This window comes from Bacteroides sp. 43_46 (assembly GCF_001915455.1).
GTDB classification, from domain to species: Bacteria; Bacteroidota; Bacteroidia; order Bacteroidales; family Bacteroidaceae; genus Bacteroides; species Bacteroides caccae.
This window is the reverse complement of record NZ_MNQN01000103.1, coordinates 1-19,091: the sequence shown is the minus strand read 5'-3', so window position 1 is coordinate 19,091 and position 19,091 is coordinate 1. Positions and strand designations below refer to the sequence as shown.

Genomic DNA, 19,091 nt, shown 5'->3' with positions numbered 1-19,091 from the left:
GGATAGAACTTGTTTTACCGGAGCGTAAAGGTACGAAGAATTTGTGAATAGCACAGATTTTTTCGTACCTTTTTTTATCATTCGGCGTTTATTTCTGCTTGTTGGTCAATGCGGCAATGATATACTTTCCCGGTGCCCCGATCTTGCCCCACGTCGTATTGCTGAACAGCCTCCATATCTGCGTGCCTTTTCTACCGTAATCCGACAACTTCATAATTGCCTGCTTTTCTTTCAGATCCGTCACTTTATGGCGTTCCAGGCTTTCCAGCAGTCCGGTTACGTTGTGTGTAGTCTGATTGTAAGCATACCCCGGAATTTCAAACGAAGCATTACTTGTTTCTTCCTCCTCAGAAGATAGTTTATTTTGGTTTGGTTTAGTTTGTCCGGAAATGTCCTCATTTTCCGGATTCACCTCCGCGTCAGTTTTAAAAATGTCTGCATCTTTTTTATTCGTGCCTCCTTTTTGTTTACCATTTCCTGGCCGGACTTCCAACAAATAAGGTAATTTAGAGAAATCAATCTTTCTTCGTACAGTAGCTTCCAGCCAGACTTTCTGAATCTGCTCTGAGGTCAGGACCCCATATTTCTCATAAATATCTTTATTGAAAAATTCCTTTTCCAGCAGTAACTCTATAATTTTCTCCATTACTTCCTCTTTAATACCTCCGCCTACTTTACGGACGAAGATAAGACTCTGTTCTTTTCCCCAAGAAATATAATACCCTTCTTTATAGATTTTGCAGAGTAGTCTCATGACAATATAAGAGGATAAGATTCCGAATTTAGCTTCTAACAGTTCCATTATTTCTTCGTCGAAAAAATTTGCAGGTGTGGGGAAATAGGGGATTCCTTTATTAATCATACTCATAGTTCAATATTTTTTATTAAATGTTATACAATCGCTTTCCATTCCAACAGGTTTCCGATCATAAACCGTCTCCACGCGTGTTGCTCCATACTCCAGTAGACCACAGACATCTGTCGGGAAGTGATCTTGAACTCCCGGTGAAAATCTTTTTCATATCCAACCAAGGTTCCTTGTTCCATACAGAATGTGCCGTCTTGCTTATGGAAAGCAATCATGGCATTTCCATATAACATTCGTTCAATAAGCTCTATACAGCTTTGCACAGTTTTTTCTGCGCATTTTTCCGAAATACCCTTTTCGGCGGCAATACGTTTTTTCCATACTAACTTGCAGGCTTCTAACTTACTTTTGTCTATTTTTCTTTTCATCTTTTTTCTTCTGTTTTTTTTAATATTTGTTTTTTTACGAATAAAATCTCCCCTTCAGGATAGTGACTGTATATGATTATTATAGGGTCGCTATCCTTTCATTATAGTGATACTGTTTAATTGTTATAGCGTCACTATTTTTGAAGATAGATATACGTTGTCTTTAGTCGGCTAGAAACGGCTGCGAAAGTATATCTTTTGTTTCTTCTGCACAATTATTTTTGTCAACGCTTATTCTCTACTCTCTTTTTTACTTGTTTTTCTTCCTCTTCTTTTCGTTCTCGTTCCTCTTGCCTGATGTTACATAACTTTGTTTCTATACTGCTAATTTCTAACAATTTAAACCCGCCATGTTTAGCTATATATAAGCTCTCCGTTTCGTAGATATATTCAGCTAAGTCTTTTAGTTTTTTAGAGCATCTGACGTGTACTTCCCCTCTTTCGAATTTGTGCAAATAAACAGTGAGAAGTTCCGTTTCATCTCCGGTTAATCCTGTCCTGTTTTCGAGTTCCTCCCAACTGATGATTTCCCCTTTCACATGTCTTCTAGTGTTCTTTTTCCGTTTTTGGACCTTCTTTTTTACTTGTACTTTTTTCTCTTGTTGATTTGTTTTTTTCTTTGCCATAGTTTGCTAATTTTTGCAATGGTTAAATAATTTAAATAATAAATTATACTTTGGCAAGCGTGCAACGAACCTGCAAAAAGATTTGTTTTTTTGCTGCATGCCAAATGGTATATATTATAAAATAACTAGTGATGCAAATGATGAGTAAAAATGGATTTAGCCGGTGTGGAGAGATCTACATCGGTCGTTTGCGAAAGGAAGGGCGTTATTCTACGGCGCATGTCTACAAAAATGCCCTCCTTTCTTTCAGCCTGTTCTGCGGCACGTTCAATGTGTCGTTCAGGCAAGTAACCCGGGAACGTTTACGACGTTACGGACAGTATCTTTATGAATGTGGGTTGAAGCCCAACACCGTTTCCACGTATATGCGTATGCTTCGCAGTATCTACAACCGGGGAGTGGAAGCGGGTAGTGCTCCTTACATCCCCCGCCTGTTTCACGATGTCTATACGGGTGTGGATGTTCGTCAGAAGAAGGCCCTTCCTGTTGCCGAGTTGCGGAAGCTGCTTTATGAAGATCCCCAATCGGAACGTTTACGCCATACACAGGCTATTGCCGCTCTGATGTTCCAGTTTTGCGGAATGTCGTTTGCCGACTTGGCACATCTGGAAAAGTCAGCTTTGGACCGGAACGTGTTGCGGTACAACCGTATCAAGACGAAAACCCCGATCAGTGTGGAAGTGCTGGATACCGCGAAGGAGATGATTCACCGGCTTCGCAACAGTCAGCCTTCCCGCCCTGATTGTCCGGACTATCTGTTTGATATCCTGTCCGGTGATAAGAAACGTAAGGATGAAGGAGCTTACCGTGAATACCAGAGTGCTCTTCGTCGATTTAATAATTGTTTGAAGGATCTGGCTCGGGCTCTCCGTTTGAATTCTCCTGTCACTTCCTACACGCTCCGTCATTCTTGGGCAACGACAGCCAAATATCGCGGAGTGCCGATTGAAATGATTAGTGAATCATTGGGACACAAATCTATAAAAACCACACAAATCTACCTGAAAGGCTTCGAGCTTAAAGAACGTACAGAGGTAAATAAAGGAAATTTATCTTACATAAAGAATTGTTATGTAGGTAAATAAAAAGATGTAATGAGTTAATAATCAGAATTAAAGTATATCTGTTACTTCTTAGGTAACAGAATTAAATTTGACGCAAAGATAGACATATTTTAAGATAGTAAACAAATATTTTCCCATTTTTTTTCGTTTTATCTGAAACATAGGGCAAAAAAGTATTTGAACATGAAATCTCTTTTTTCATGCTCAATGATTTTTTATTGCCCGAAATCAAGAAATCTTCTCGTTGAATATCAGGCCCCCTTCTTTTACACCCTGTATATCAGTGTAATTTCCCTTTTTCATTGTTGTGTGTGTCTTGTGTATATACTGCCTGTTACCTAAGAAGTAACAGATATACATGGGGTAAAAAAATATGATTTTAACGAAACAAAAATCAGCAAATGCTGGGCCTAGTAATGGGACAGGGGAAGGCGTAGCATACTCAAAACGTTGGTATGTCGCTTTGGTTCGCATGCATCACGAGAAGAAAGTAGCCGAGCGTTTAAATAAAATGGGGATTGAGAATTTCGTTCCGGTTCAGCAGGAACTTCATCAATGGAGTGACCGACGCAAGATGGTCGAGTCTGTATTGCTTCCAATGATGGTATTCGTACACGTTGATGCAAAAGAACGTAAAGAAGTTCTTTCCTTTTCTACAGTAAGTCGGTATATGGTAATGCGAGGTGAGAGCAGTCCGACTATCATTCCTGATGAGCAGATGGCTCGTTTCCGATTTATGCTTGATTATTCAAAAGATGTCATTTCCATGAACAGTGCTCCCTTGGCGCGTGGTGAAAAAGTTCGCGTCATTAAAGGTCCTTTAACCGGACTTGTGGGTGAACTTGTTACAGTAGACGGCAAAAGCAAGATAGCTGTTAGGCTTAATATGTTAGGATGTGCTTGTGCTGATATGCCGGTAGGGTATGTAGAACCGGTTAGATTTTGAATATGTACTTGTATTTCTGATACATTATTTTATTCATTTATACTACAATGGAAAAAACATTGAAGGGCATAGTACAATATGCTCGTAAAAACTATTTCAGCTATTGGGTTATTTTAGGTATTGATACGGCACTGTCTGTTTTATGTTCATTGGTCGCTTATGCCGTAATTCACTATATGGCACATGTTCCGATAAGTGACTGGATGCTTTGCAAATTTATTTGCGTCTCTTTAGTGTCAAGTGTTGCAGGGGCATTAATATTCCACACTTATCGTAATACAATTCGTTTTTCACAGGCACGCGAACTTTGGCGTGTCATGTGTGCCGTCCTATTCAAGGTAGCCTGTCTGGTGGCTATTTCTTATTGGGTTATTTATGAGACTGAATTGCCGGATAATTATAGGATATCTTATCTCTTGTTTGATGGTTTATTGACTTTGGCGACACTGACAGCCTTCCGTGTATCACTGATAATTGTCTATGACCTGTTGCTGGATTGGGTGAATAAGAAGAATACCCGCATTCTTATTTATGGTATTGACGAAAAGAGTGTGGCCTTAAAATTCCGTCTCCGCGACAGTGCACATTATAAAGTTGCAGGTTTCTACACTTACGGTAAAAACAACAGTAGACGTCGTCTGACAGACCTTCCTATCTATTATTTTGAAACAGAAGAAGACTTTAATCGTGTCATAAAAAAACATGGTATTCATGGTATTCTGTTTTCCTGTTATGAAGATACCCGTCTGGAGGAGAACCGCCTTTTAGAGTATTGTAAAAGTAATGCTGTCAAGACTTTTATTGCTCCTACTATCAGTGAAGCGGATTCTGACGGGAACTTTCATCAGTGGATACGTCCTATTAAAATTGAAGATTTATTGGGACGTGCTGAAATCAATATAAACCTTAGTCAGGTCGCAGAAGAATTCAGAGGAAAAGTTGTATTAGTGACCGGTGCTGCAGGTAGTATCGGTAGCGAGCTTTGCCGTCAATTGGTGCAAATGGGTATTCAAAAACTCATCATGTTTGACTCTGCAGAGACTCCTTTGCATAATGTCCGTTTGGAATTTGAGAAAAATTATCCTGCTATCGATTTTGTTCCGGTGATTGGTGATGTACGTGTGAAAGAACGTGTGCGTATGGTATTCGAACTTTATCATCCTCAAATTGTCTTCCACGCCGCTGCTTATAAACATGTTCCTTTAATGGAAGAAAATCCTTGCGAAGCTGTACTTGTCAATGTCACGGGTTCGCGTCAGGTCGCCGATATGGCAGTGGAGTATGGTGCAGAAAAAATGATAATGGTTTCTACCGACAAAGCTGTGAACCCGACTAATGTGATGGGATGTTCCAAACGTTTGGCGGAAATCTATGTACAGAGCTTGGGGTGTGCTATCCGTGAGGGAAAGATAAAAGGACATACTAAATTCATTACTACACGTTTTGGAAACGTATTAGGCAGTAACGGTTCTGTAATCCCGCGCTTCAAGGAACAGATTGAGAACGGTGGTCCTGTCACAGTGACTCACCCTGATATTATTCGTTTTTTTATGACGATTCCCGAAGCTTGTCGTTTGGTTATGGAGGCTGTTACAATGGGAGAGGGTAATGAAATCTTTGTCTTTGAAATGGGCAAGGCCGTTAAGATTGTCGACTTGGCTACCCGTATGATTGAATTGGCGGGTTATCGCCCGGATGAAGATATAAAGATTGAATTTACTGGCTTGCGACCGGGTGAGAAACTCTATGAAGAAGTGCTGAGTGATAAAGAAAATACGATTCCTACCGAGAATAAAAAAATTATGATAGCTAAAGTACGTCGGTATGAATATGCTGATATTCTTGATATATATGCGGAGTTTGAGAAGTTGTCCCGTGCTGTGCGGATTATGGACACGGTCAGATTGATGAAAAAAGTTGTTCCGGAGTTCAAATCGAAGAATTCGAAATTTGAGGTACTGGATAAAGAATAATAAACTTGAGAAATTTATGTATAATTTGTTTTGTATTTGTGCAAGTAGAGTAAGTAGAAAGGGGAGGGGGGGATTTCCCTGTTTAGTTGCGATATTGCTGTTCGCTTCCTGCCAGTCGTATAAGAAAGTTCCTTATTTACAAGATGCAAAAGTTGTAGAACAGACCACTCAACAGGAAAATCTATATGATGCAAAGATAATGCCTAAAGATCTGCTTACTATTGTAGTGTCATGTACCAGCCCGGAATTGGCTGTTCCGTTTAACCTCACGGTAGCTACTCAAAATAATGTAGCTATAACCAGTACAACCTCCCAACCGATATTGCAGCAATATCTCGTAGATAACGATGGAAAAATAAATTTTCCGGTACTAGGTGAGTTGAGGGTAGGTGGCTTGACCAAGAAAGAGGCGGAGCAACTGATTGTGGAGAAACTGAAACCTTATATCAAAGAAACGCCGATAGTCACTGTCCGTATGGTAAACTATAAAATCTCCGTATTGGGTGAGGTTGCCCGTCCGGGAACTTTTACTATCAGTAACGAGAAAGTGAATTTGTTGGAAGCGCTTGCTATGGCGGGTGACATGACGGTTTGGGGAGTTCGCGACAATGTAAAGCTGATTCGTGAAAGTGCTGATGGCAAACAGGAAATTATAACACTGGATTTGAACAGTGCGGAGACCATTCTTTCTCCCTATTATTGGTTGCAGCAGAACGATATCGTTTATGTGACTCCGAACAAGGCAAAAGCACGCAACTCGGATATTGGTAGCAGTACAAGCCTCTGGCTCTCCGCTACCTCTATTTTAGTGTCATTGGCAAGTTTATTAGTAACAATTTTCAGATAATAGCATTGTATGATTGATGAAAGAAAAGATAAATTAGGGGAACAGTCTGAAGAACAGGTTAATATTCAGGAACTTCTTTTCCGTTATCTGATTCATTGGCCTTGGTTTGTAGTATCGATAATTATTTGTATTGCTTGTGCATGGGGATACCTACGTCTGACAACACCTATATATAATATTACTGCCACTGTCCTTATTAAGGACGAAAAGAAAGGTGGTGGTGCAAATATGTCTTCCGAATTAGAAAAGATGGGATTGGATGGTTTCGTCTCTTCATCTAACAATGTAGATAATGAAATCGAAGTACTTCGTTCAAAGTCTTTGGCCAGAGAGGTGGTAAACAATCTGGGACTGTTCGTGACTTATATGGATGAAGACGAATTTCCAAGCAAAGAGCTTTATCATACATCTCCTGTTTTAGTGAGTCTGACTCATCAGGAAGCGGATAAACTTCCGGGTAGAATGGAAATAAATATGATTCTTCAACCAACGGGTGCGTTGGGGGTACAAATTACAGTAGGCGAAAAAGAGTACCGGAAACAGTTTGATAAATTGCCTGCTGTATTTCCGACAGATGAGGGTACGGTTGCTTTTTTCGCAAATAACGATACCTTGTCAGCAGTTCGTCCGGAAAATATAACCAAAGAACGTCATATCACAGCTTTCATTAACAGGCCTTTTTCTGTGTCGAAAGGATATGTTAACTCTTTGTCAATAGCCCCCACTTCAAAGACTACTTCTGTAGTTGTTATTTCATTGGAAAATACAAATACCCGGCGTGGTAGAGATTATATCAATAAACTGCTTGAAATGTATAATATCAATGCCAATAATGACAAGAATGAGGTGGCTCAGAAAACTGCTGAATTTATTGACGAACGTATTGGTATTATTTCTAAAGAATTAGGCAGTACAGAACAGGATTTGGAGAACTTCAAACGTAGTGCGGGGATTACTGATTTGAGCAGTGAAGCACAGATAGCCTTGACAGGCAATGCAGAATATGAAAAGAAACGCGTGGAAAATCAGACTCAGATAAATCTGGTGATGGACTTGCAACGCTATATGAAAGGTAATGAATATGAAGTATTACCGAGTAATATCGGCTTACAGGATGCAGCATCAGCCGGTGCGATAGACCGTTATAATCAAATGCTGGTTGAAAGGAAACGTCTGTTGCGTACTTCGACGGAGAATAATCCGACCATAATCAATCTGGATACCAGTATTCGTGCAATGAGAACCAATGTGCAAGCTACCTTAGATGCTACATTGAAAGGATTGCAGATTACCAAAGAAGATCTGGCTCGTGAAGCAAGCCGTTATTCCCGCCGTATCAATGATGCGCCCACTCAGGAACGCCAATTTGTGAGCATTGCCCGCCAGCAAGAGATTAAATCGGGGTTGTATCTGATGTTGCTTCAAAAACGTGAGGAGAATGCCATCACTTTGGCGGCTACTGCCAATAACGCGAAGATTATTGATGAAGCGTTAGCAGATGACAATCCGATTTCTCCCAAGAAGACGATAGTTTATTTGGTTGCTTTAGTCTTAGGTGTGGGACTTCCGGTAGGAGTTATTTATCTGATAGGTTTGACAAAATTCAAGATTGAAGGTCGTGCTGACGTTGAGAAATTGACTTCACTTCCTGTTGTTGGTGATATTCCGTTAGCAGATGAAAAGACTGGTTCTATAGCGGTATTTGAGAATCAGAATAATCTGATGAGTGAGACTTTCCGGAATGTCCGTACTAATCTCCAGTTTATGCTTGAGAATGGTAAGAATGTAATTCTGGTAACTTCTACTATCAGTGGTGAAGGTAAGTCTTTCATATCTGCTAATTTAGCAATTAGTCTTTCTTTATTAGGGAAGAAAGTGGTGATAGTAGGACTGGATATTCGTAAACCGGGGTTGAATAAAGTCTTCAATATACCTAAAAAGGAACATGGTATTACTCAATATCTGACAAACACAACTGCGAATTTAATGGATTTTGTGCAGCCTTCTGATATAAACAAGAATCTGTTTATTCTTCCCGGTGGTACAGTTCCACCTAATCCGACAGAATTATTGGCTCGTGGAGGGTTAGAGAAAGCTATTGAAACATTAAAGGCGAATTTTGATTATGTGATATTGGATACAGCGCCGGTGGGTATGGTAACCGATACTTTACTTATAGGACGTGTCGCAGATTTATCCGTATATGTATGTCGTGCTGATTATACCCATAAGGCAGAGTTTACTTTGATTAATGAATTGGCTGAAAATAACAAATTGCCTAATCTCTGTATTGCTGTCAATGGTTTGGATCTGAACAGTAGGAAGTATGGTTATTACTATGGCTATGGAAAATATGGCAAGTATTATGGTTATGGAAAACGTTACGGTTATGGTTACGGATATGGAGAGAAGCATGGAGGTAAAAAATAATTAAATCAAACAAAATATGCGTGATTTTAAAAACATTAAGGTCGCCGTAGCCGGTACGGGCTATGTGGGGCTGAGCATAGCGACACTGCTATGTAAGCACTCAATACCTTTTTAGTTTTCCTCATCTTGTCTCTTTACCTTTGTTCCACAATTTTAAAAAAAGGAATATGGCAAGTAGTATGGATTTTAAGGATCTCTTTGAACGGTATCAAAGAGTTGGAGCTAAGAATGGTATTTCAATCGTGAATTATTGTAAGATAAACGGGCTTCGTCGTGTTAAATATATTGCGGATGTTTTACGAAAATTAATATCCGGCGAAACCGATTACATAGCACTTCTGCCAATGAATATTATCAAATAACTTAATTATTAATCAAAAATATAACTCAATATGGGTTACAATACCGTCAAAGGTATTATAGCTATACAGTGAGTGCTTACGAGTTTTCTACTCTTTTCCACACATTCAAGAGTAATAAATCAATTAATTGCTCTTGGAGTAGAAACTCGTCCATTTTGAATAATAATCGAAATGAAAACAGTTACAGTACTTGTTTCAACCTATAATGGTCAGAAATATCTAAGTAAACAGTTAGATAGTCTGATATCACAGGTAGGTGTTGATATGAAAATTATAGTGAGAGATGATGGGTCAAGTGATGGTACGCGTCAAATCTTAAGAAATTATGCACAAACATATTCTAATATTCAATTGCTTTTTGAAGATAATTGTGGAGCAGAAGAAAGTTTTAACAAGTTGTGCCAATATTCATTACAACAGGATTTAACAGATTATTATGCATTTTGCGATCAGGATGATGTTTGGGATAACGATAAATTGTCTATTGCAATACAATCTTTAGAAAAGTTTGATCACTTAGTACCTAATTTGTATTTTTCAAATTTAAGAATGGTTGACGATACTCTAAGTTATATTAGAGATTTTTATAATGAGAAAGAAGTGGATATTGATAATAAACTATCACTAGTTCAAATATTCACTTATGGGTGTACATGTGTTTTTAATCAGAGTGCACTTTCAATTTATTGTAAGGTCAACAATAAAAGTTTTCATGATAATTGGATTTATATTATTTGTTCTTTTATGGGGAATGTTTTTTACGATAGTTCAGCTCATATACAATATCGTCAGCACAACTCAAATCTCAGTGGTCATAAAACTACAGGTTTAGGCTTATTGAGATCAAGATTATACCGACCTTTTAAGGGCAATTTAGGTCATGATTTTGAATTTTTAGCAATTCAACTTTTACAAGTATCTTTTGAAAATACTTTATCAGATAAATATAAAATTGCTAGAAATATCGCAAATTATAGAACGAATATTATTTCTCGTCTTTTCCTTTTCTTCTCTCCTTCATATTGTACAGGAAATTTTGTTAAAGATTTGTGTATTAGATACAGGATACTTTTTAATTGTTTGTAATTCTTGTAATGAAAGATAGTATATATTTATATAATGAAGAAGAGAATAAACTGTTGTCCAGAACAATATCTTTTATTCGCTTCCCACTATGTGTATTAGTTGTAATACTACATTCTGATTTATTAGCAAAACCAATTTATAGGTTAGGAATTTTAGATATCGAGCAAAATGCACCAATTTATACAAGTATATCCTGGTTTTTTTCTCGCTATTTAGCGTATTCGGCTGTTCCTATTTTTTTTATTATTAGTGGCTTTTTATTTTTCTACAATATTAAGGAATTTACATTGTCGGTATATAAGAATAAGCTTGTTACTAGAGTCAAATCGCTATTTATTCCTTATTTGTGTTGGTGTTTATTATACTTTCTTTTATATATATTAATAGGGCCTGACAATATTGTATTAAGAGACGAATCTAAACTCTTCGATAATGATTTTTCTTGGTTCTCATTTGTGTATGAAGTTTTTATTAAACCAATTGATGGCCCATTATGGTTTATTAGAAATTTAATAGTTATGGTTGTATCAACCCCATTATTTTATTATGGAATAAAGAGACTCAAAATTTTCTTGCCAGCTATTCTTTTCTGTCTAAATTATTACTTTCAAAGTCCTGTTATTGAGTCTTTATTTTGGTTTGATTTAGGTGTATATTTCGCTATAGAAAGAATTAATTTTATGCAAATATGTAAAAGGATTTTATTTCTTTCTTTGCTTGTATGTATTACATCTATTATTTGTGATCATTATTGTTTTCAATTGTTACATATTCATTTATATAAGTATTTATCTATATTTAAAATATCTTCGGTAATTGGTATTTCATATTATCTTGCTTCTAAATATAAAGGTAAATTAGTTCCTGATTTATTAAGCGATTCTAGTTTTATAATTTATGCATATCATGGTTTATTGACATTGCTTTTGCCTCAATTGTTTATCAATATATTCTCTTCTTTACTAGGTTGTGAGTTGCTTACTTATCTTTTGACAATTACAATTATAATTATAGGAGGAGTTTTTTTAAGCTATGTTATTCATAGGAATGAATTATTAAGAAGCATTTTTTCTGGAAGATAATCATGAGTAGGTTAAAAAATATAGTAAAAAGAAGTAAGTCTCACAAGGTATTAATAGAGAATTTTTCATATCTTGCATTTTTACAAGTATTTCTATTATTATATCCTTTAATTACATATCCTTATTTGGTAGATGTTCTAGGTAAGGAAATATATGGTATTGTATTAACTGCCCAGATGTTGGCTAGTTATGCTTCTCTCTTTATTGATTTTGGTTCAAATTTTGTTTGTGCAAAACACGTTTCTATTAATAGAGATAATAAAGCCAAGTTATCAGAGATTTTGAGTAATGTTTTGTTTGTAAGACTTGTCATTTTCATAATTTTCTTTTTTATATATTCCTTTGTTGCATATATTGTTCCATCATACAGAAGTAAATTTTTGATTTTTATATTGACATATGCCTTCTGTACGAACGATTTATTGTTTCCCCAGTTTTTTTTTCAGGGATTGGAGAGGATGAAAATTATCACTATTGTTAATGTAACTACAAAAGTTGTAATGGTAATGTTGATTTTTGTTGTTGTCAAGAAGCAAGAAGATGCTTTTTTAGTTCCCATAATCTATTCTTTTGGTTATTTCGTAGGCGGATTTATCTCACTTTATCTAATTGTCTTCAAAATGAAGATTAAATTAGTCTGTCCTAATCTTAAGTCTTCAATTTTGTATATTAAGGACTCATCCTCAATTTTTGCAACAGATATAATATGCGCAATAAAAGACAAATTAAGTTATTTACTAGTTGGTACTTTTGTTGGCATGTCAGATGTTGTTATTTATGATCTAGGTTTAAAACTTCATGGTATCGTGGCAAAACCATATATGCTCATATGTACAGTTATGTTCCCAAGACTTGCAAAAAATAGGAGTATAATACAATTTAAGAAAATTATTGTTTTTAGTTTTATACTTACAGGTGTAATTGTTATCATTATAAATATTTTCTTACATGAAATTATTCTTTTTTTCTTGCATGAAGAGTGTGATTTGTTGCCGATACGTCTGTTTCTAATTGGTCCTTTAATTTTATCAGTAAGTTATGTCATATCTAATAATCTTTTCGTGGCATTTGGCTATAATCGATATATGTTTTATAGTATTTTAGTTACGACATCAGTCTACGTTATATGTTTATTGCTTGCTTTTCTAACTGGCAATATGAATACAATTATGACTTTCATTACAATTTCATTAGTATCTTATTCTTCAGAACTAATTTACAGGGTTTGGAAGATGAGGTTTATTATTAACAAAGAAATCATTTAACAATATATGGTTACATTATTGATTGTTGCAAGTACTCTAGGTAGAGATGGTACAAGTCGTTTTATTACATATCTTGCAAACAACCTTACCAAATCTAATAAGGTAAGGGTTAAACTTCTGTTCTTTAGAAATATTTCCGAGGACTCTAAAAGCATGTTGGATGACGATGTTGAGGTTTCTTGCTTGGAAGTTCAAGGTAAGTTATGGTCATCGTTTTATAAAATTCTTAATAATGTATTAAATAGCAAAGCTGATTTTTGCCTTTTTGGTTTTCACCAATTATTATGGTTAAGTCTAATAAATTTTGTTTTTCATTTATTTGGAATAAAGATATTACTCAGAGATACAATAATCCCGTCATTATTTCATGCCAGTGAATCTAGATTAAGAACAATAATTAACCGTATTGCATATCGTAAGTATGATTATATCATAGCTCAATCAAAAGATATGTTTGACGACCTTTCTACAAATTGGAGATGTGACAAAGATAAGATGATGGTGATTAATAATCCAGTTGACATTAATTCAGTAAATAATAGTGTTGGAGATTGCCCTCAAGAATTATTAGACAAACATATTTATACTTTTATTGCTGCAGGAAGATTAGCTTATCAAAAGGGATATGATATAATCATAGAAAGAATGTCAGAGATGAAATCAAATCTAAATTTTAATCTATTGATTCTTGGTTCTGGTGAGCTAGAAAATGATTTGAAGCAATTGGTAATTAGCAAAGGATTATCTGATTATGTTAGGTTTATTGGATATCGAAAGAATGTTTCTTCTTACATTAGATATGCTGATGCTCTTCTATTGAGTTCAAGATATGAAGGTTTTCCAAATATTGTTTTAGAAGCAAACTCTTTAGGAAAGCCTGTTTTTTCTAATTCATGTAAGGGTGGAATAAATGAAATTATTATAAATGGTTCAAACGGGCTGGCATGTGATTTTACAAATAAAGAAGATTTCCAAAATGGTTTACATGAATTTCTCGGGACCAAATTTGACGAATCCAAAATTGTTGAACTTACATCTAGTCGTTATAGTATAGAAACCATTATTAAAAAGTATATTAATTTCTTTTCTTAGGAATATATGAGTTATTTCTGTATTTTCTTTTTTCTAATTATAGGATTATCGTTATATAGCAGGGACAAAACATTCTTTAGTCCTGCTGTATCTTTTACTTTTTTATTCGTTATAATTTTTATTTTTGCTACATCGGGTTGGTATGGTATGTACCAAGCTTCAACAGAAGCTTATTTGCTAATTTCTCTAGGAGTTTTATCATTTATTTTTGGTACAGTAGCTAATAAAAAGTACTCTACAAAATTTGCTTTTTATCGTACCGGTAAGCCTATTAATACTAGTGATCTATTAAAAACAAAGATATATTGGAGTATGCTCTTTATATGTCTTTCTGTACTTTCAGTAAGTATTATCAATATATTGATGTTTGTTTTGTCAGGGGGTACTATTGGTGATGTATATGTAGTTGCAGCAGCTGCAACTGATGGTGCAACAAATGAGTTAACTAAAAATAGTTCTCAATTATTGTTAGAAAGCTATATTGGATATCCGTTATTATATTTGTTAGTTCCAGTTTCTCTTGTTGAATTTTTTAGTACTTATAAAAATAAATATCTTATTGTTGCTATTTCTTTAGCTCTTTTGTGTGTTGCTCTTGATGCAAGACGTACATATTTAACTGTATTTGTACTAATGATTATTCTATGTGTCTATATGCATAGAAAGGATTTTAGGTATTTTTCATCTGATTTACTTATAAAATTCCATAAATCTAGAAAATATGCTTTACTTTTAGTACCATTGTTTATTTCCTTATTTATTTTTGTGTCAAGTCAGCGTAGTATTGCAGCTGATGGACAAGATAATTCAAGTTTCCTCCAAACTCTTACTCAATATTACGGAGCAAGTGTTCAGTTTTTTGGTAGTAGCATTCATAGGGCCGGAATAGATGATTACACTTTTGGTTTCAGTGCTTTAAGAGGTTTTTTCGCACCATTTTTTGGCATACTTAAATTTTTAGGTATGGATTCTCCTAGCGTGTTGAATGATGCTAATACCTACTTAGAGTTTTTACATTCACATCTTCTTCGTATATCTCCCGAAAAGAATTATAATTCATTTGCCACTTGTTTTTTCCAATTTTATTGTGATGGTGGTATTATTGGTATTGTTTTACTTTCTTTTTTATATGGTTATTATGCTCAACATATCTTTGAAAAAATGGTAATTTTGAAATCTAAAAGAGCAGAATCTACCTATGTGTTCTTTTTTGCCAATATTCTAATGTTGTCATTCGTTAATATGGAAACCGTACTCGCTTTGAACTTCTGGCCTTTGGTGTTAGTAAAATTCTTATATCCAAATTTTAATCGACTTAATACTTTAAAATAATGAACTCTCGAAAAGAATGGATAGACGGTCTTAGAGCTTTAGCTATGTTGATTGTAATGACTTGGCATATTAGCAATGGAATCAATTCACAATGGTTGTTCAGTTTAATTACAGCACCAATAATGATTCCTTTGTTTTTTTCGATAACAGGATATGTATTTAATGATTGTGAAGGGAATCAGAAATTATTCTATACTAAATTATTTAAATATCTTGTTTTTCCTTGGCTTTGTTTGGCCTTTTTAAAAGGATCTATTAATGCTTTAATCAATAGGTCGTTTGAATATTTTTTAGAATATTCATCAAATCTTTTTACAGGCTCAAATTTATGGTATTTCCCTTGTTGCATTATAGCCGAGATTTTATTTTTTTACAATCTGAAGTTATCAAAGAAAAGTTTAAAACTTATTTCTATATATTCTATTATTCTTTTAATGATAGGCTTTATTCTTAAGGACTACTCTTTTTTTGACAATCTTAATATAAGTACAGCATTTATATGCCAGTTATTCTTATTAATAGGGCTTTTAATTAAAAATGTTGATATTAAAAATGTTGATATTAAAAAAACCTCTTCAGTTTGTACTTTGTTCTATATTAGTATAATGTTAACGACAATATTAAATATTTTACCCCTCCCCATTTCTTGTTATGGGATAATTCCAATGGATGTTCATAAAAATTTCTTTTTTTCTATACCGATGTGTTTTTCATTAATAATAACTGGTAATCTTGCAATCTTTCACGTATTTAAACATATCATACATTTCCCTTCTATTATCAGTTTTATTGGACAGAATACAATTGTGTTTTATGTTTTTCACTATGATACACTCAGACCTTTCGATATTATATTATCTAAGTTGGGATTTATTACTCCAGAGACATGGATTTTAGTTATTATCAAGTTGATTTATAGTATTCTGGTTTGTTCTTGTATTGCATTAGTTTTTAATAAATTTCTACCGCAGTTAGTAGGTAAAAGAAATAAATAATATGTTAGACATTTCTGAAAAGCGTTTTTTGGCAATATTGCCTCAAATTAATTTTCTACTATCGTTACTGATAGTTTTTCATCATGGATTTATTAGTATAGTTCGTTATAATGGTAGCTTTTTCCCATTTTCTTACGGTTTAAGTATCTATCGAGCGATATCTTTATAGTATTAATATGCTTAACATCTTTAAATATTGTCAGTCAAAGAAGTTTTCTTTATTGAATGCCTTTATATTTATTAGGAGCTATGCTAAACAAAAACATGATAATATGTATTGCAAAAAGATTTAATCATTCATCATTCCAATTTCTTGCAATAATTTTTCTCTGCATTTGTTGTGTTGTCATTCGGTTTATCATTAAAAATAACATACCAGATATTAGATTCATGCATTATTCTTTTTTTGTATATTGTATGCATGCTCCAGTAATTACATTAACAGGAATGGTTTATGACCCTACTTTGTCTATGCTCTTTAATTACGAGATTGTTAAATATTTCACAGTGGTTATTTTAGCTTATATCGTTTGTGTTTTATCTGCCCAATTTATTGAACGATTTTCCCTAGATGCTGGAGTATTATGAATGGAAAACGTTAATTAGTAATGCAATATTTTATTCTTCTGAGTTTACCAGTATTGCTGTGCCTCTCAATAATAGTTATTGTAATATTGTGTTTTAAAAAGAAATGGAAAGTTGCGTCTGTATTAATGATAGTAGTTTTACTATTTAATTGGTATTTTAAAATTTATGCTATAAATTTTCATTCTCAAAGTGATTCTGGCAACAGATTCAGAATACTTAGTTACAATATTCACTCTCAGGGAGCTTATTTGGATACTAGCAGATATAATCCTCATATTTTATTTGAAGTGATAAAAAAGATAGACTCTGATGTTATTCTCTTCCAAGAATATGATACTAACAGATGTGCTATTTTAAGAGATAGTCTTTTATGTCTATATCCCCATTTCCATTACACTGTGGGAACTAGAAGTTATGGACAGAATGCTATTTTTAGTAAATATCCTATTAAGTCTGTGTCTAATATTAGCAAGAATGAACTTATAAATTTTTACTGTATTGATTATAATAGTTTACCAATCAGTATTGTTAATTGTCACTTAGAGTCAAATAATATTGGACAACTTCTACAAGCTTCTAAGACTAAATTAGTTTTTTTTATCAAGCCAAAAATATATTACTCAAAGTTACAACAAGCTAAAGTAATTAGATCAAACCAATCGTTATTAATATCCAAGGCAATAAATTCAGATGTTCCATTTATAGTAGGTGGAGACTTTAATGATGTATGCGGTAGCAATTGTTTGTCTACTTTAGAAAATAAAAATCTTCGTGACTCATGGTGGTTCGGAGGATTTGGTTTTGGAATTACATATAGTGATTTTAATTTACTTAAATTTCGCTTAGATCATATTTTATATTCAGATCATTTTAAATGTTTATATTCTGAAGTTCAAAAAGAAAATTTTTCTGATCATAGTTTGTTAATTTCTACATTTCGTATAAAAAAATGATTATAGTTAAGTTATGGGGTGGACTTTGTAACCAGATGTTTCAATATGCATTTGGTTATGCACTTTCTAAGGAAAAAGGTGATAAACTTTTTTTTGATGTTGATTTCTTTTTAAATCAACCTAAATATGTTACTAGAAGGCATATAATTGATGTAAGTGATTTTCCTAATATTAAATTGGAAATTATCAATAGGCCTATTTGGGTTAAACCATTTGAAAATAAATATATTAGTCATGTAATAAGATATAATACAGGAGTTAATCTTCCTTTGATAAATAAAAATTTTTTATTCATGGAAAAATTACATAGATATTACAGTATTATACCTTATTTTATAGACAGTACTAATTTCTATGATGGATATTGGCAGACTTCGAAATATTTTAAACCTTTTCGAGAAGAATTATTAGAAATATTTTCTCCGTCTGATATTATTTTAAAAAAAGTATTTGATTGGAGAAAGTCAATAGACTCTTCAAATACAGTCGCTGTTCATATTAGACGAGGTGATTATCTCAATAACATAAATCGAAATTCTCTTAAAGGAGGTAACGTAATTGGTGATGTTGATTATTATTTAAGTGCTATCAAAATCATTAAAGAAAAAGTAAAGAATCCTCTTTTTTGTTTCTTTTCTGACGATATTACTTGGTGTAAAGACACTTTTAGTAATAAATTAGACAATTCGTTGTTTGTCGAGAATACAGGTTCTGATGCTGCGTTAGTTGATTTGTTTTCTATTTCATTTTGTGAGCATGGCATTATGTCTCCAAGTACATTTAGTTGGTGGGGTAATTGGTTACGAAAAGACAAAAATGGAAGCATTGTTGTCGCTCCAAAAGGTGAATATTCAAACGAGTATTTCCTAGAAAAATCTTGGTTGATTATATAATAATCTCTAACTTGACTATAATTATGTTTTTAAGAATTCTAAATAAATTAAGGCGTGAATCCTACAAACTATTTCGCCCAATACTATGGGGGAGATCTTTACAAATTAATGGAATACCTACTATTGGTAATATTAAAAGGTTAGAATTAGGGTATGATGTGTCTCTTAATTCGGATTGCTATATTCAGTGTGTGGGGGGGGTAAAAATTGATAATTGTGTAACATTATTGGCACACCCTTTTTTCGGACACAACTTTTGTGATTAGGAAAAATAGTTGATTGATAACGAGTTAGTAAATGACACAAGTACGGATTTATCCG

The 19,091-nt window shown here is 33.9% G+C and carries 17 protein-coding genes; 14 read left to right on the top strand and 3 right to left on the bottom strand.

Annotated features, from left to right (window positions below; translation table 11 throughout):
* Nucleotides 1–88: 88 nt before the first annotated feature.
* From BHV72_RS09215 to BHV72_RS09205, 3 genes are all read right to left on the bottom strand, one after another.
* Nucleotides 89–868, bottom strand: coding sequence for a DUF4373 domain-containing protein (locus BHV72_RS09215; RefSeq protein WP_258974035.1), 780 nt, complete (start codon nt 866–868; stop codon nt 89–91).
* A 23-nt stretch (nt 869–891) separates the two neighbouring features.
* A complete protein-coding gene (locus BHV72_RS09210) occupies nt 892–1,236 on the bottom strand; it encodes an SH3 beta-barrel fold-containing protein (RefSeq protein WP_022042017.1) in 345 nt (114 codons plus the stop codon).
* A gap of 224 nt (nt 1,237–1,460) precedes the next feature.
* On the bottom strand, nt 1,461–1,862 hold the full coding sequence (locus BHV72_RS09205) for a DUF4119 family protein (protein WP_122295185.1): 402 nt from the start codon (nt 1,860–1,862) through the stop codon (nt 1,461–1,463).
* A 140-nt stretch (nt 1,863–2,002) separates the two neighbouring features.
* Between BHV72_RS09205 and BHV72_RS09200 the strand changes: the two genes are divergently transcribed.
* The 14 genes from BHV72_RS09200 to BHV72_RS09135 all read left to right on the top strand — a co-directional run bounded on the left by BHV72_RS09200 (nt 2,003) and on the right by BHV72_RS09135 (nt 18,770).
* The gene (locus BHV72_RS09200; protein WP_270553937.1) at nt 2,003–2,947 is read left to right on the top strand and encodes a tyrosine-type DNA invertase cluster 3b; all 945 of its coding nucleotides are present in this window, start codon (nt 2,003–2,005) and stop codon (nt 2,945–2,947) included.
* Between the two features lie 352 nt (nt 2,948–3,299).
* Entirely contained in the window at nt 3,300–3,872 is a 573-nt protein-coding gene (locus tag BHV72_RS09195) for a UpxY family transcription antiterminator (RefSeq protein ID WP_005680959.1), read from the top strand.
* 47 nt (nt 3,873–3,919) lie between these two features.
* Complete coding sequence (locus BHV72_RS09190; protein ID WP_215714700.1) at nt 3,920–5,845, top strand: polysaccharide biosynthesis protein; 1,926 nt, start codon at nt 3,920–3,922, stop codon at nt 5,843–5,845.
* Nucleotides 5,846–5,861: 16 nt separating this feature from the next.
* The gene (locus BHV72_RS09185) at nt 5,862–6,692 is read left to right on the top strand and encodes a polysaccharide biosynthesis/export family protein (protein WP_240049999.1); all 831 of its coding nucleotides are present in this window, start codon (nt 5,862–5,864) and stop codon (nt 6,690–6,692) included.
* Between the two features lie 9 nt (nt 6,693–6,701).
* Complete coding sequence (locus BHV72_RS09180; protein WP_149921787.1) at nt 6,702–9,122, top strand: GumC family protein; 2,421 nt, start codon at nt 6,702–6,704, stop codon at nt 9,120–9,122.
* Between the two features lie 167 nt (nt 9,123–9,289).
* Nucleotides 9,290–9,484: a transposase domain-containing protein gene (locus BHV72_RS09175; RefSeq protein ID WP_149921786.1), complete on the top strand. Its 195-nt coding sequence runs from the start codon at nt 9,290–9,292 to the stop codon at nt 9,482–9,484.
* A 171-nt stretch (nt 9,485–9,655) separates the two neighbouring features.
* Nucleotides 9,656–10,570, top strand: a complete 915-nt coding sequence (locus BHV72_RS09170) for a glycosyltransferase (protein WP_005680965.1) — start codon at nt 9,656–9,658, stop codon at nt 10,568–10,570.
* Nucleotides 10,571–10,578: 8 nt separating this feature from the next.
* The gene (locus BHV72_RS09165) at nt 10,579–11,652 is read left to right on the top strand and encodes an acyltransferase family protein (protein WP_149921785.1); all 1,074 of its coding nucleotides are present in this window, start codon (nt 10,579–10,581) and stop codon (nt 11,650–11,652) included.
* Nucleotides 11,653–11,654: 2 nt separating this feature from the next.
* Nucleotides 11,655–12,917 (top strand): oligosaccharide flippase family protein, encoded by a 1,263-nt coding sequence (locus BHV72_RS09160; RefSeq protein WP_149921784.1) that lies wholly within the window; start codon nt 11,655–11,657, stop codon nt 12,915–12,917.
* A gap of 6 nt (nt 12,918–12,923) precedes the next feature.
* On the top strand, nt 12,924–14,009 hold the full coding sequence (locus BHV72_RS09155) for a glycosyltransferase (RefSeq protein ID WP_149921783.1): 1,086 nt from the start codon (nt 12,924–12,926) through the stop codon (nt 14,007–14,009).
* Nucleotides 14,010–14,015: 6 nt separating this feature from the next.
* Nucleotides 14,016–15,341 carry an O-antigen polymerase gene (locus BHV72_RS09150; RefSeq protein WP_149921782.1) on the top strand — a complete coding sequence of 442 codons (1,326 nt, stop codon included), beginning with the start codon at nt 14,016–14,018 and terminating at the stop codon, nt 15,339–15,341.
* A complete protein-coding gene (locus BHV72_RS09145; RefSeq protein WP_055256834.1) occupies nt 15,341–16,336 on the top strand; it encodes an acyltransferase family protein in 996 nt (331 codons plus the stop codon). The genes BHV72_RS09150 and BHV72_RS09145 overlap by 1 nt, the downstream gene beginning before the upstream one ends.
* Nucleotides 16,337–16,944: 608 nt before the next feature.
* Nucleotides 16,945–17,877 (top strand): endonuclease/exonuclease/phosphatase family protein, encoded by a 933-nt coding sequence (locus BHV72_RS09140; RefSeq protein WP_149921781.1) that lies wholly within the window; start codon nt 16,945–16,947, stop codon nt 17,875–17,877.
* On the top strand, nt 17,874–18,770 hold the full coding sequence (locus BHV72_RS09135) for an alpha-1,2-fucosyltransferase (RefSeq protein ID WP_149921780.1): 897 nt from the start codon (nt 17,874–17,876) through the stop codon (nt 18,768–18,770). The genes BHV72_RS09140 and BHV72_RS09135 overlap by 4 nt, the downstream gene beginning before the upstream one ends.
* Nucleotides 18,771–19,091 lie beyond the last annotated feature (321 nt).